Source organism: Caulobacter sp. SSI4214 (assembly GCF_012184455.1).
Lineage (GTDB): Bacteria > Pseudomonadota > Alphaproteobacteria > Caulobacterales > Caulobacteraceae > Caulobacter > Caulobacter vibrioides_E.
Map to the genome: position 1 here is coordinate 1 of NZ_SZWJ01000043.1, position 14,550 is coordinate 14,550.

Below are 14,550 nucleotides of genomic sequence, written 5' to 3' on the forward strand. Positions count from 1 at the left end.
TCGCGCGGGGCGGCGCCAGCATCGTCCTGCCGTCGATGGGCCGCCTGGGCGAGCTGGCCCAGGGCCAGGCGCCGTTCGCCGTCATCGTCGGCTGCAGCGACAGCCGCGTCGCGCCCGAGCTGATCTTCGACTGCAATCTGGGCGAGGTGTTCGTGGTCCGCGTCGCGGGCTCGACGGTGAGCCGCGAAGGCCTGGGTTCGATCGTCTACGCCGTCGAGCACCTGGGCGCGCCGCTGATCGTGGTGCTGGGCCACACGAAATGCGGCGCGGTCAGCGCCGCCGTCGACGTGGCGACCAAGCACGCCGAGCTGCACGGGGCTCTGTTCGAGATGGTGCTGCCCATCGTTCCGGCCGTGCTGGAGGCCGAGGAAAAGCATCCCGCCGACCTGAAGGACGCGGCGATCCGCCAGAACGTTCGTGACGTCGCCGCGCGCCTTCGGGTGGCCGACGGCGTGCTGGCCGAGCGCCTGGGCGAAGGCCGGCTGAAGATCGTATCGGCCTGCTACGACCTGGCCAGCGGCCAGGTGGCGTTCGACGCCTGACAGTGTCATCGCGGCGCCGTTGACCCCCGCTCGCGCTTAGGTTCAAGTCGCTCCTGAACCGCGTAAGACATGGGGAGACAACGGATGTCGACGGACGAGACGCCGCCGGAAGGCGCCCGCGACACCTTCGCTTCCCGTTTCGCGCGCCTGCGCCAGCAGGTCGCCGATCGCTGGCCCGCCGCTCTGAAGGGCCCGGTGGCCGTGGCGGTGGCGGCGGCCCTGGTGGTCGGCTTCGGCGGCGGTTTCGCGGTCGGCAAGGGCGGCCTGTTCTTCGGCGGGACCAAGCCGGCCGGCGCGGAGTCGGTCAAGGGCGAGGCCTGGTCGCTGTTCGGCAAGCCGCGATCGGCCAACGCGCCCCGGCGCGGCATTCCCAAACCCGAGGGCTTCGCGGTCTGGCAGACCCGCGTCGACACCAGCGGTCCCGATCCCCTGGCCTGCGTGCGGATGAGCAAGGACCTGGATCCGTCCAAGCCCTATGCCGACTTCGTGCTGGTCTCGCCGGATCTCGGCCGCCAGCCCTCGGTCCGCGTGAAGGGCGACGAGCTGTGCCTGGGCGGCGTCGGCTTCACCGACCATCGCATCACCCTGCTGAAGGGCCTGCCCGCCAAGGGCGGCGACACCTTGGCGGCCAACGCCGATGTCGATTTCACCTTTGGCGACAAGCCTCCCTATGTCGGCTTCGCCGGCGACGGCGTGATCCTGCCGCGCGAGGAGTCGGACGGCGTCGGCATCGAGACGATCAACGTCCAGACCCTGGCCATCGAGGTCTGGCGCGTGCCGGATCGCAACCTGGTGCGCAAGTCGATCAGCGCCCCCGATCCGACCGGCGAGGGCGACTGGGCCGGCGACTATGGCGAGGACTCCGTCGGCGACGACGGCCGCCAGGTCTGGAAGGGGAAGGTCCAGGTCGCCGGCGGCGCCACGGCCCAGAAGGCCACCACGGTCTTCCCGCTGGGCGCGGTGCTGAAGGAGATGAAGCCTGGCGCCTATGTCATCAAGGCGCGCGACGCCTCGGGCGGCCGCAGCGCCGAGACCGACAGCGATAACAACCCGGCCCAGGCGCGCCGCTGGATCGTGTTCACCGACATGGCCATGCTGGCCTATGACGGCTCCGAAAGCCTGGACGTCGTGGTTCGCTCGCTGAAGAGCGCAAAGACACTGTCGGGCGTGCGCGTGGCCCTGGTCGCCGCCGATGGCGAGTCCCTGGCCGAATCCCAGAGCGACGCCGACGGCCGGGTGCGCTTCCTGAGGCCGCTGTTGAAGGGCGAGGGCGCCTCGCGGGCCAAGATGGTCATGGCCTACGGCCCGCAGGGCGACCTGGCGGTGCTGGACCTCGACCGCTCGCCGGTCGATCTTTCCAAGCAGGGCGTCGGCGGTCGCACCGAGGGCGGCGTCGACGGCCGCAGCGTCGCCACCGACATCGACGGCTATCTCTACGCCGACCGCGGCATCTATCGCCCCGGCGAGACCGTCCACCTGACGGCCATGGTCCGCGACCGGATGGCCAAGGCCGTCTCGGACCGCAAGGGCGAGATCATCGTCAAGCGTCCCTCGGGCGTCGAGTTCAAGCGCTATCCGTTCAGCCAGGCCAACGCCGGCGCGGTGCTGGCCGACATCGCCCTGCCGCGCTCGGCGCCGCGCGGGCGCTGGACCGCCGAGCTGCATGTCGAGGGTATCGAGGACGCGGTCGGCTCGCTCTCGGTCTCGGTCGAGGACTTCGCGCCTCAGCGGCTGGCCGTCACCACGACGGGCCAGGAGTCCCAGCCGGTCGGCGCGGGTCAGACCCGTAAGGTCGACGTCACCGCGCGCTTCCTCTACGGCGCGCCGGGCGCGGGCCTGCAGACGCAGGGCGAGGCGCGCCTGCGCGCGGATCCCAACCCGTTCCCCGCCTTCAAGGACTATGCCTGGGGCGACGCGGCCAAGCCGTTCGAGGAGAAGTTCCTCGACCTCGGCTCCACCGTCACCGACGGCGAGGGCCGGGCCACGCTATCGGTCGGGACCGACCAGGCGGGCGACACCAACCAGCCGCTGGTCGCCGCCGTCACCGCCTCGGTGTTCGAGCCCGGCGGCCGCCCGGTCCGCGAGGGGCTGGAGCTGAAGGTGCGTCCCAAGGCCGTCTATTACGGCGTCAAGGTCGAGCAGGGCGACGCCGGCCGGGGCGATCCGCCGGTCAGCCTCGACATGATCGCCGTCAACGCCGCCGGCCAGCGGATCGGCGCGACCGCCACCTACACCCTGATCGCAGAGCGCTGGGACTATGACTGGTTCCAGCAGAACGGCCGCTGGCAGTGGCGGCGCAGCAGCCGCGACGCGATCGTGGCCAAGGCGGCGGTCAATATCGGCGCCGGCCAGCCGGCGCGCTTCTCGCGCCGTCTTGGCTGGGGCGACTATCGCCTGGAGATCGAGGGCGCGGACGGCGCTCGGACCGTGACCCGCTTCTCCGCCGGCTGGGGCTCGCCCGCCAAGGAGGGCGAGGCGCCGGACGTGGTCCGCGTGACCGCCGGAACCAAGGCCTACGCCCAGGGCGACACGGTCGAGATCACCCTGAAGCCGCCCTATGCCGGCGAGGCCCAGGTCGCCGTCGCCACAGACCGCCTGATCGACTTCAAGACGGTCAGCGTCGGCGAGAACGGAACGACCGTGCGGCTGAAGACCAACGCCGCCTGGGGCGGCGGGGCCTATGTCATGGTCAGCGTGGTGCAGCCGCGCGACCCGGTCGCCTCGCCCAAGCCGCGTCGGGCGCTGGGGCTCGTCTATGTTCCGCTGGACCCGAAGAACCGCAAGCTGACCGTGGATCTGGGCTCGCCCGCCAAGATCGACAGCAAGGCGCCGGTCGAGATTCCAGTGAGGGTCGGCGGCCTCGGTCTTGGCCAGAAGGCCAAGGTCACGATCGCGGCCGTGGACGAGGGCATCCTGCGCCTGACCCACCAGGAAAGCCCCGACCCGGTGAAATGGTACTTCGGCAAGCGCGCCCTGACGCTGAACTATCGCGACGACTATGGCCGCCTGCTGGACCCGAACCTGGGTGCGCCCGCCAATGTCAATTTCGGCGGCGATGAGGTCGGCGGCGAGGGCCTGACGACCACGCCGATCAAGACGGTTGCCCTGTGGTCCGGCGTCGTGGAGACGGGCCTGGACGGCAAGGCGGTGATCCGCCTGCCGGCGGCCGACTTCAACGGCGAGCTGCGGATCCAGGCTGTGGCCTGGACCGATACGGCCGTCGGTTCGGCGACCAAGCCGCTGACCGTGCGCCAGCCGGTGGTGGCCGACCTGAACCTGCCGCGCTTCCTGGCGCCGGGCGACCAGGCCTTCGCCACGCTGGAGCTGCACAATGTCGAGGGCAAGCCAGGCGCCTATACGGCGGAGGCCTTCTCGATGGGCGGGCTCAAGGTCGCCTTCAAGAAGGTGTTTCAGCTGATCCTGGGCCAGCGCATCGCCGAGAAGATCCCCTTCCTGGCGCCGGACGTCACCGGCGTCGGCCGGATCGGCTTCAAGGTCGCGGGTCCCGGCTTCGCCACCCAGAAGGACTATCCGATCCAGACCCGCCTGGGCTGGGGCGACGTGGTGCGCACCACGGTGGAGCCTCAGAAGCCGGGCGAGACCTTCACCCCGTCCTATCCGCTGCTGGCCGGTCTGGCGGCGGGCGACGTGACGATGCAGGTCAGCTATTCGCCGATCCGCGGTTTCGACCCCTCGGCGATCGCGGTGGCCTTGCAGCGCTATCCCTACGGCTGCACCGAGCAGCTGGTCTCGACGGCCTACCCGCTACTGTACGCCCAGACCTTCTCGAGCGATCCGAAGCTGAAGCGCACGCCGGCCGCCCTGGCCGGGGCGGTGGGCAAGCTGCTGGACCGCCAGACCCTGGACGGCGCCTTTGGCCTGTGGCGGGTCGGCGACGCCGAGGCCGATCCCTGGCTGGGCGCCTATGTCGTCGACTTCCTGCTGGAGGCCAAGGCCCAGGGCGTCGCCGTGCCCGACAGCGCCATCGACAAGGCCGTCGGCGCGATGCGTCAGGTCAGCCGTCCGGAGGGCTTCGCCTCGGTCGCCTACCGCATGTCCTATCCGGGCTGGTGGGCCAGCAACGAGGACGCTTCCAAGAAGGCCACCGAGCGGATGCGCCGCCGGGCCTCGGCCTACGCCCTCTATGTGATGGCCAAGGCCGGCAAGGGCGATCTGGCCCGCCTGCGCTGGTGGCACGACGTTCAGATGAAGGACGAGAGCCAACCCGTGGCCAAGGCCTATGTGGCCGCAGGCCTGGCGCGGATGGGCGACAACGCCCGCGCCCGCTCGGCCATGCGTCAGGCGGTGTCCAGCCTCGGCTACAAGGACGAGCTGGACTGGTACCAGTCGCCGCTGCGCGATACGGCGGTGCTGACCGCCCTGGCCGCCGAGTCCGGCATGATGGACGTCGCCCGCCAGCTGCAAGGGCGTCTGGAGAACACGGTCAAGGATCCGGACGCGCTGAACACCCAGGAGCAGGCGGCGCTGCTGCACGCGGCCAACGCCCTGATCCAGGCCTCGGGCCCGATCTCGATCAACGCCACGGGGGCCAACCCCTTGCCCCCGGCCGGCGGCGCGCCGCGCTGGGCGGTGGGCAAGCTGACCGACGCCCGCTTCGTCAACACCGGCAAGGGCGTGCTGTGGCGGACGGTCAGCGTGCGCGGCACCCCAACCTCGGCCCCGCCGGCCGCGGCCAGCGGCCTGTCGGTCAGCAAGCGGCTGTTCTCGATGAGTGGCGGCGCGGTCGATCCGGCCGCGATCCGCCAGGGCGATCGGGTCATCGTGCTGGTCTCCGGCCACTCGATGCAGGCGCGCTCCACCGCCCTGGTGGTCGACGACGCCCTGCCGGCCGGCTTCGAGATCGAGACCACCCTGGGCGCCGACGACGCTCAGAACGGGCCGTTCAAGTTCCTCGGGACCCTGACCGCCGCCAGCGTCCAGGAGAGCCGCGATGACCGGTTCATCGCCGCGATGAGCCTGGAAGGGGGCAAGCCCTTCGCCCTGGCCTATGTGGCCCGGGCGGTGACGCCGGGCAGCTTCTTCCTGCCGGGGGCGATCGCCAAGGACATGTACCACCCGGCGGTGGTTGCTCGTTCCGAGGCCTCGCGCGCGACGATCGCGCCGGGGCCATGATGGTCGGCGGCTCTCCCTTCCCCCTGAATGGGGGAAGGGCGGGGTTGGGGGTGACAGCGCGTCAGGATAGGGCGGGTCGTTGATGTCGTCCGATCCCTTGGCCGCCGCCACGCCCGACCGCTCGTCCATCCCGGGGTACGGGCGGGTTCGGCTGATCACCAAGATGCTCGTCGCCGTCCTGGCCGTCGAGGTCGCCCTCGCCGCCCTCAACGCCGCCTTCCCGCCAGACATGACTCGGGCCCGGCATTCCTCGCCGGTCATCCTGGACCGTCGCGGCGCCTGGCTGCGCGCCCTGCCGGTCGAGGACGGGCGCTGGCGGATCCGGGCCGATCTGGACCGGACCGACGCGACCTTTCAGAAACGCCTGATCCGCGTCGAGGACGCGCGATTCTGGTGGCACCTCGGCGTCGATCCGGTGTCGCTGGTCCGGGCGATCGGCTCGGCGATCCTGCATGGCCATCCGACATCCGGCGCCTCGACCCTGACCATGCAGACCGCGCGGCTGCTGGAGCCGCGACCGCGCAATGTCGGCGCGAAGCTGATCGAGATGGTCCGCGCCGTTCAGCTGGAGTCGCGGCTGTCCAAGCGCGAGATCCTAGCGCTCTACCTGACCCTGGCGCCCTATGGCGGCAATCTGGAAGGCGCGCGGGCGGCCAGCCTCGGCTATTTCGGCCATGAGCCCTCCAGCCTGACCGACGGCGAGCAGGCCCTGCTGATCGCTCTGCCGCAGTCTCCCGAGGCGCGCCGTCCGGATCGCCATCCCGAAGCCGCCCGGGCCTCCCGGCGGACGGTGCTGGACAAGCTCATTCGGTCCCGCGCGATCACCACGGCCGCCGCCGAGGAAGCAGGGGCCGAGCCGCTACCGCGTCGCGCGCCGTTTCCGTCCCTGGCCTGGCATGTGGCGGGCGAGTTGGCGCGCGCCGCGCCGCCGGGCCAGGCCAGCGTGGTCTCGACCATCGACGCCGACCTGCAGGCCAAGCTGGAACCGATGGTCGCCGCCGTGGCCGCGAGCCAGGGTCCCGACGCGACCGCGGCCGTGCTGGTGGTCGAGATCAGGACCCGCGCTGTCCGCGCCGCCGTCGGTTCGGCCGGCCGGGACCGCCCCGGCGGCTGGGTCGACATGACCCAGGCCCTGCGCTCGCCTGGCTCGGCCCTGAAGCCGTTCATCTACGCCATGGCCATGGACGACGGTCTGGTCGCGCCCGACACCCAACTGCAGGACAACGCCACGCGCTTCGCCGACTACCAGCCCGAGAACTTCGACCGCGTGTTCCACGACAAGGTCACGGTGCGCGAGGCCCTGGCCCATTCGTTGAACGTTCCGGCCGTGGCCACGCTGGAGAAGTTGGGCCCCGATACCTTCGCCGGACGCATCGAGGCGACCGGGGCGCATCTGGCGCGGCCTAAGGCCCAGCTCAAGGAAGCGGGCCTGGCCCTGGCCCTGGGCGGCGAGGGCATCACCTGGCGCGATCTCGTCATGCTCTACGCGGCGCTCGGCGATGGCGGCGTCGCCAAGCCCCTGGCCTGGACCGAGACGGACGCCGCCGTCCGCGAACGCTCGGCCGGGACGCGCCTGGTTCGCCCGGAAGCCGCCCGGCAGGTGCTGGACATTCTACGCGAAGCTCCCGCCCCGAAAGGCCGCGCTCCCTCGCCGCTGACGCGCGGCGGGCCGTCGATGGCGTTCAAGACCGGCACCTCCTACGGCTTTCGCGACGCCGTGGCGGCGGGCGTGGTCGGCGGCTACGCGATCCTGGTCTGGACGGGGCGGGCCGACGGCGGCGCGCGGGGCGGGCTGACCGGACGCGACGCGGCCCTGCCGCTCTTGTTCGACGTCGCCGACGCCGTGGGCGCGCCCGCCTCGGCTCCGCGTCCGATCGCCCCGAAGGCCGCGCCCCTGGGCCTCCAGAAGCTGGGCGGGGAGGACGGCCCGCGCTTGATCTTCCCGCCCGACGGCGCTTCGGTGCAGGTCGACGCCTTGGGCCCGCGCGCGCGGGGCCTGGTGCTGGCCGCGGAGGGCGAGGGCCTGACCTGGTACGTCGAAGGCCGCCCTCTGGACCCAGACCCGGTCAGTGGCCGCGCGATCTGGAGGCCGGCGGCGGCCGGCTTCTACAAGCTGGAAGTGGTCGACGCGCGGGGGCGGAAGGCCAAGGCGCGGGTGCGGATCAAGGGCGGGTAGGGGACGCGGTTTACCCCGCCCCCGTTCAAAGCCCCTACGGCCGGCTCGCGCTCGACAGTACGCGCTCGTAGTCGGCCAGGCTGGCGATGCCGATGTCGAGGTCGGTGACCAGGCCATTGCTCAGCGAATAGACCCAGCCGTGCACGGCCAGGGACTGGCCGCGCGCCCAGGCGTCCTGGACGAAGACGTCGGCGGCGACGTTGCGCACCTGGCGGGCGACGTTCAGCTCGGTCAGGCGGTCGAGCCTGGCGCGCTCCTCGGGGATCGCTTCCAGCTCGTGCTTGTGTTCGGCGTGGACCTCTCGGATGGGGTGCAGCCAGTGGTCGACCAGACCCCGCCGCTGGCCGTCGATGGCCGCCGCCACGCCGCCGCAGCCATAGTGGCCGACGACCATGATATGCTTGACCTTCAGCACCTCGACCGCGAACTGCAGCACCGACAGATAGTTGGCGTCCTGCGGCGGGGCGAGGTTGGCGACGTTGCGGTGGACGAACAGTTCGCCCGGGTCGAGGCCGACGATTTCGTTGGCCGGCACGCGGCTGTCGCTACAGCCGATCCACAGATATTCCGGCGTCTGCTGGCCTTCCAGGCGCTTGAAGAAGTCGGGATCGACCTGGGTCTTGCGTTGCGACCAGACGGCGTTGTTGGCTTTCAGATCCTCAAGCATCTAACGCTCCGGCTGGTGGTCGGGGTGGGCGGCCGCGATGGCCGGATGCCGGGCCGCGCGGGCGGCGGCGGCGGCGATCGCCGGGAACGGCGACAGGTCGACCTTGAATCGGTTCGCGTTGAAAACCTGCGGCACCAGAAGGCAGTCGACCAGGCTTGGCGCGTCGCCGAACGCAAAGGAGCCGGCGTGCTGGGCGACCATGGGCTCGAGCGCGCGAAAGCCGTCGCCGATCCAGCGCGCGACCCAGGCGTCGCGTTCTGTCTCGCCGATGTTCATCGCCGTCAGCTGGCGCAGCACGCGCAGATTGTTCAGCGGGTGGATGTCGCAGGCGATGATCTCGGCCATGCCGCGCGCGATGGCCCGTTCGTAGGGTGTGGTCGGCAGGAGGGCCGGTTCGGGAAGGGTCTCGTCCAGCCATTCCAGGATGGCCAGGCTCTGGGTCAGCGGACGGCCGTCGACCATCAGGGTCGGGACCAGGCCCTGGCCGTTCAGCGCCCGATAGTCCTCGGCGTGATGGGCGTTGGCGACCAGATCGACCGGACGGATCTCGTAGGGAACGCCCTTCAGATTCAGGCCGATGCGGACCCGATAGGGCGCGCTGGCGCGCTTGGCGCTGTGCAGGACAAGCTTCATGGGATGGCCCTTTAGACCAGGGTGAATTCCAGGCGGCCCACGCCCTCGACCTCGCCCACGATCCGGTCGCCGCGCGCGATCGCGCCGACGCCCTCGGGCGTGCCGGTGAAGATCAGGTCGCCGGCGGCCAGGGTCCACAGCTGGCTGGCCTTGGCGATCACCTCGCCGATGCTCCAGATCATGTCGCCCACCTGGCCGCGCTGGCGTTCTTCGCCGTTGACCGACAGGGTGACGGCGGCCTCGGCGGCGGGGGCGTCCATCACGCGAATGGCGCTGATCGGGGCGCTTTGGTCGAAGGCCTTGCCGGCTTCCCACGGCTGGCCCTTGGCCTTGGCCGCGCCTTGCAGGTCGCGACGCGTGAGGTCGACGCCGACCGCGTAGCCGAACACGCCGGCCAGGGCCTCGTCGACCGACAGGTCGGCGCCGCCGCTCTTCAGCGCCACCACCAGTTCGATCTCGTGATGCAGGTCGCTGGTGGCCGGCGGATAGGTGATCTTGTCCTTCAGCGGCGCGATGGTGTCGGCCGGCTTGGCGAAGAAGAAGGGCGGGTCGCGCTCGTCGCCGCCCATCTCGCGCCGGTGGGCGGCGTAGTTGCGGCCGACGCACAGGATGCGGCGGACAGGAAAGACGGCGTCCGATCCCTCCACCGGGACCGTCGGGATGGCGTGCGGGGGGAAGGCGTAGGACGTCATGGCGCTGGGTTTAGACCCAAACCGCGCTCGCCAAAACCCCTCTCGAACGACGACCGAGTCGGTCGCGGCTTAGAAATACCGTGGTCGAAGAGAGCCGATAAACGTTCTTTCACTTGCCCGGGCCGTCGTGCTCGGGCCATGACAGTTGGGGGGCTGGCGAGCTTAACCGGGGGCTTAAGGACGCACATGCTGATCATCGAGAATCTGACGCACGTCTACGGCAACGGGGTTCGCGCCCTGGACGAGGTGAGCTTGACGATTCCGCGCGGCATGTACGGTCTGCTGGGTCCCAACGGAGCCGGCAAGTCCACCTTGATGCGCACCATCGCCACGCTGCAGGCCCCGACCTCCGGCCACATCCGGTTCGGCGACATCGACGTGCTGAAGACGCCGGAGCTGCTGCGCCGCACCTTGGGCTATCTGCCGCAGGACTTCGGCGTCTATCCGCGCGTGTCGGCCTACGACATGCTCGACCACATGGCCGTGCTGAAGGGGATCGCCGGCGCCAAGGAACGCAAGGACACGGTCGAAAGCCTGCTGAACCAGGTCAATCTGTGGACCGTGCGCAAGAAGGCCATCGCCGGCTTCTCGGGCGGGATGCGCCAGCGCTTCGGCATCGCCCAGGCTCTGATCGGCGACCCGCGCCTGATCATCGTCGACGAGCCCACCGCCGGCCTCGATCCCGAGGAGCGTAACCGCTTTCTGAACCTGCTGGCCGAGATCGGCGAGAACGTGGTGGTGATCCTGTCGACCCACATCGTCGAGGACGTCTCCGACCTCTGCCCGGCCATGGCGATCATCTGCGAGGGACGCATCGTCAAGGACGGCGCGCCCGGCGACCTGGTGCGCCAGCTGAAGGGGCGCATCTGGAAGAAGACCATCGACAAGGCCGAGCTCGAGGCCGCGAAGGCCCGTCACCAGGTGATCTCGACCCGCCTGCTGGCCGGTCGCACGGTCATCCACGTCGAATCCGATCAAGATCCCGGCGACGGTTTCGCGCCGGTCGAGGGCGGGCTCGAGGACGTCTATTTCTCGACCCTGTCGTCCACCCGCCGGGCGGCCTGACGGGGGAGCGGGCCGATGTTTCGCAAGATCGCGGGGTTCGAATTCCGCTACCAGCTGAAGTCGCCCGTGTTCTGGGTGGTGGCGGTCCTCTTCTTTCTGATGGCCTTCGCCGCGACGACCTGGAGCAATTTTCATATCGGCCTCAATCCCAGCGACCATCGCAACGGCCCCTACGCGCTGGCCAGAAGCCATCTGACCTTCTCGATCCTCTACATGTTCGTGACCACGGCCTTCGTGGCCAATGTCGTGATCCGCGACGACGAGACGGGTTTCGGGCCGATCTTGCGGTCGACCCGGATCAGCAAGTTCGACTATCTGTACGGTCGCTTCGCGGGCGCCTTCCTGGCGGTGGCGAGCTCTTTCCTGGTCGTGCCTTTCGCCATCTGGCTGGGCTCTCACATGTGGTGGGTCGACCGCGAAACGTTGGGGCCCAACGCGCTCCACGCCTACCTTTTCTCCTACGTGGTCCTGGCGTTGCCGTCGTTGCTGCTGACCTCGTCGATGTTCTTCGCCCTGGCGACCATCACGCGCTCGATGATGTGGACCTATGTCGGCGTCATCGGCTTCATGGTCCTCTGGATCATCGCCAACATCGCGCTGGACCGGCCGGAATTCGAAAAGATCGCCGCGGCGTGGGAGCCGCTGGGCACGGCCGCCTATGGCTTGGCCGCCAAGTACTGGACGGCGAGCGAACGCAACAGCCTCACCCCGGCGCTGGCCGGGAGCTTTCTGTTCAACCGCCTCTTTGTCCTCGCCCTGTCGATCGGTTGCCTGGCGGCGGCCTATGGTCTGTTCCGCTTCCAATCGGCCGAGATGTCGGGGCGCCGCAAGATCCGGAAGACCAGCGCCACGGAGGCCGCCTCCGCCCCGCCGGCGCTCGGAGGCGAACCGCCGAAGCCGCGGTTCGACCGCGCCACGGCCTGGGCTCAGCTTGTGGTCCGCACGCGGCTGGACATGGGCCAGGTCTTCAAGAGCCCCGCCTATTTCGTGCTGTTGTTTCTGGGCTTGGCGAACGCGATGGGCGCCTTGTGGTTCGCGACGGACGCGGACCGCTATGGCGGCGTTGTCTATCCGGTCACGCGCGTGCTGCTGAACCCGCTGCTGGGGTCGTTCGGCCTGATCCCGATGATCATCGCCATCTACTATTCCGGGGAGTTGGTCTGGCGGGAGCGCGAGAGGAAGACCCACGAGATCATCGACGCCACGCCCGTGCCCGACTGGGCCTTCGTCGCCCCCAAGACCCTGGCCATCGCCCTGGTCCTGATCTCGACCCTGCTGGTCAGCGTGGTCGCCGCCGCGCTCAGCCAGGCCTTCCACGGCTATTTCCACTTCGAGCTCGACAAATACCTGCTGTGGTACGTGCTGCCGCAGGCCGCGGACTTCATTCTGGTCGCTATTCTGGCGGTGTTCCTGCAGTCGATCAGCCCGCACAAGTTCGTCGGCTGGGGTCTGATGGTCGTCTACATCGTCAGCACCATCACCCTCTCCAGCGTCGGCTTCGAGTCCAAGCTCTACAACTATGGCTCGACGACCGAGACGCCGTTCTCGGACATGAACGGGCTGGGTAACTTCTGGATCGGGGCTTGGTGGCTGCGCGCCTACTGGACCGCCTTCGCGACGGTGCTGCTGGTGCTGGCCTACGGCCTGTGGCGGCGCGGGACGGAGACCCGGCTGCTGCCGCGCCTGATCCGTCTGCCGCGTCGGCTGGCCGGCGGCGCCGGCGTGCTGATGGGACTGGCCCTGGTCGCCTTCGTCGGCCTGGGCGGGTTCATCTATCTGAACACCAATGTCTGGAACGCCTACCGGACCAAGATCGACAACGAACAATGGCAGGCCGACTACGAAAAGACCCTGCTGCCGTTCGAGAACACGCCCCAGCCCAAGATCGTGGCCATGACGCTGGAGGTCGACCTGCGCCCACACGCGCCGCGCGTCGAGACCAAGGGCGCCTATGTCATCGAGAACAAGACCGACGCGCCGCTGAAGGAGATCCATGTCCGCTTCGATCGCGACCTGAAGGTCAAGGGCCTGTCGATCGAGGGCGCGCGGCCCAAGAAGACCTATGAGCGCTTCAACTACCGCATCTTCGCCTTCGACACCCCGATGCGGCCAGGCGAGCGGCGCAAGATGAGCTTCATCACCGTGCGGGCCCAGCGCGGCTTCCCCAATAGCGACCCAGAGACGCGGGTGGTCGACAACGGCACCTTCGTCAACAACATGGAGATCGCGCCGATCCTGGGCATGTCGCGCGAGGGCCTGCTGCAGGACCGCGCCAAGCGCCGCAAGTACGGCCTGCCGCCCGAGCAGCGGATGGCCAAGCTGGGCGACGTCGCCTCGCTGCAATTCAACGGCCTGCGCAAGGACGCCGACTTCGTCACGTCCGACATCACCGTCACCACCGAGGCCGACCAGACGCCGGTGGCGCCGGGATACAAGGTCTCGGACATCGTCAAGAACGGCCGCCGCACGGCGCGCTTCGTTACCGATGCGCCGATCCTGCCCTTCGTCTCGATCCAGTCGGCCCGCTACCAGGTGGCGCGCGAGGCGTACAAGGGCGTCGATCTGGCCGTCTACTACGACGCCCAGCACCCTTGGAACGTCGACCGGATGAAGGCGGCGATGAAGCGGTCGCTGGACTACGATCAGGCCAATTTCGGGCCCTACCAGTTCCGCCAGCTACGGATTCAGGAGTTCCCCGACTACGCCCGGTTCGCCCAGTCGTTCGCCAACACCATTCCGTGGTCGGAGGGTTTGTTCTTCATCTCCGACTACCGCGATCCGACCAAGATCGACATGGTCACCTATGTCGGCGCCCACGAGATCGGCCATCAGTGGTGGGCGCACCAGGTGATCGGCGCCGACCAGCAGGGCGGGTCGATGCTGAGCGAGACCTTCGCCCAGTACTCGGCCCTGATGGTGATGAAGCACACCTATGGCGAGGACCAGATCCGCAAGTTCCTGAAGTTCGAGCTGGACAGCTACCTGCGGTCACGCGGCGGCGATCCGATCGACGAGCAGCCCTTGGCCAGGGTCGAAAACCAGCCCTACATCTATTACCGCAAGGGCTCGCTGGTCATGTACCGCCTGCAGGCCGAGATTGGAGAAGAGGCCGTCAACCGGGCCCTGCGCGGGCTGATCGCCAAGTACGGTTTCAAGGGCGCGCCCTATCCCAACGCCAACGACTTCCTAACGCTGCTGCGCGCCGAGGCGCCGGCCGACAAGCAGGCCCTGATCACCGACCTGTTCGAGAAGATCACGCTCTATGACCTGCAGGCTCAGAGCGCCTCGGTGAAGAAGCGGACCGACGGCAAGTACGAGGTCAGGCTGATCGTCAACGCCCAGAAGAAGTACGCCGACGGGAAGGGCAAGGAGACAGCCGCGCCGCTGGACGAGACCATGGACATCGGCCTGTTCACGGCCAAGCCGGGCGACAAGGGCTTCTCGGCCAGGGACGTGGTTCTCTACGAGCGGCGGCCTGTCCGGTCGGGCGTCCAGACCTTCACCTTCGTGACGGACCGGGCGCCGAGCTTCGCGGGGATTGATCCCTACAACACGGTGATCGACCGCAACGGCGACGACAACACGATCAAGGTGGGCCATTGAGTGAGGTCCCGAGCCTTGGGGCGGAAGAGGCTGCGTTCG

At 69.1% G+C, this 14,550-nt stretch carries 8 protein-coding genes; 5 read left to right on the plus strand and 3 right to left on the minus strand.

The window, feature by feature from the left end:
• The 3 genes from FCU40_RS13615 to pbpC form a co-directional block, all read left to right on the plus strand.
• Window positions 1–542 (plus strand): carbonic anhydrase (locus tag FCU40_RS13615; RefSeq protein WP_275052054.1); only part of this gene is annotated, 542 nt, incomplete at its 5' end.
• An 84-nt stretch (window positions 543–626) separates the two neighbouring features.
• On the plus strand, window positions 627–5,675 hold the full coding sequence (locus FCU40_RS13620; RefSeq protein WP_168075581.1) for an alpha-2-macroglobulin: 5,049 nt from the start codon (window positions 627–629) through the stop codon (window positions 5,673–5,675).
• Window positions 5,676–5,838: 163 nt separating this feature from the next.
• Window positions 5,839–7,851 carry a penicillin-binding protein 1C gene (gene pbpC, locus FCU40_RS13625; protein ID WP_168075610.1) on the plus strand — a complete coding sequence of 671 codons (2,013 nt, stop codon included), beginning with the start codon at window positions 5,839–5,841 and terminating at the stop codon, window positions 7,849–7,851.
• 34 nt (window positions 7,852–7,885) lie between these two features.
• Here the strand turns inward: pbpC and FCU40_RS13630 are convergent, their stop codons facing one another.
• From FCU40_RS13630 to FCU40_RS13640, 3 genes are read right to left on the minus strand one after another with little or no spacing between them, the layout of a single operon-like run.
• On the minus strand, window positions 7,886–8,518 hold the full coding sequence (locus FCU40_RS13630) for a carbonic anhydrase (RefSeq protein ID WP_004618041.1): 633 nt from the start codon (window positions 8,516–8,518) through the stop codon (window positions 7,886–7,888).
• Entirely contained in the window at window positions 8,519–9,151 is a 633-nt protein-coding gene (gene maiA, locus FCU40_RS13635; protein ID WP_168075582.1) for a maleylacetoacetate isomerase, read from the minus strand.
• 11 nt (window positions 9,152–9,162) lie between these two features.
• Entirely contained in the window at window positions 9,163–9,843 is a 681-nt protein-coding gene (locus FCU40_RS13640; RefSeq protein ID WP_168075583.1) for a fumarylacetoacetate hydrolase family protein, read from the minus strand.
• Window positions 9,844–10,029: 186 nt separating this feature from the next.
• On the opposite strand from FCU40_RS13640, the gene FCU40_RS13645 reads away from it, so the two are divergent.
• Window positions 10,030–10,908, plus strand: a complete 879-nt coding sequence (locus tag FCU40_RS13645) for an ABC transporter ATP-binding protein (RefSeq protein WP_004618035.1) — start codon at window positions 10,030–10,032, stop codon at window positions 10,906–10,908.
• A 15-nt stretch (window positions 10,909–10,923) separates the two neighbouring features.
• Window positions 10,924–14,511: a M1 family aminopeptidase gene (locus FCU40_RS13650; RefSeq protein WP_168075585.1), complete on the plus strand. Its 3,588-nt coding sequence runs from the start codon at window positions 10,924–10,926 to the stop codon at window positions 14,509–14,511.
• The last annotated feature ends 39 nt before the right edge of the window (window positions 14,512–14,550 follow it).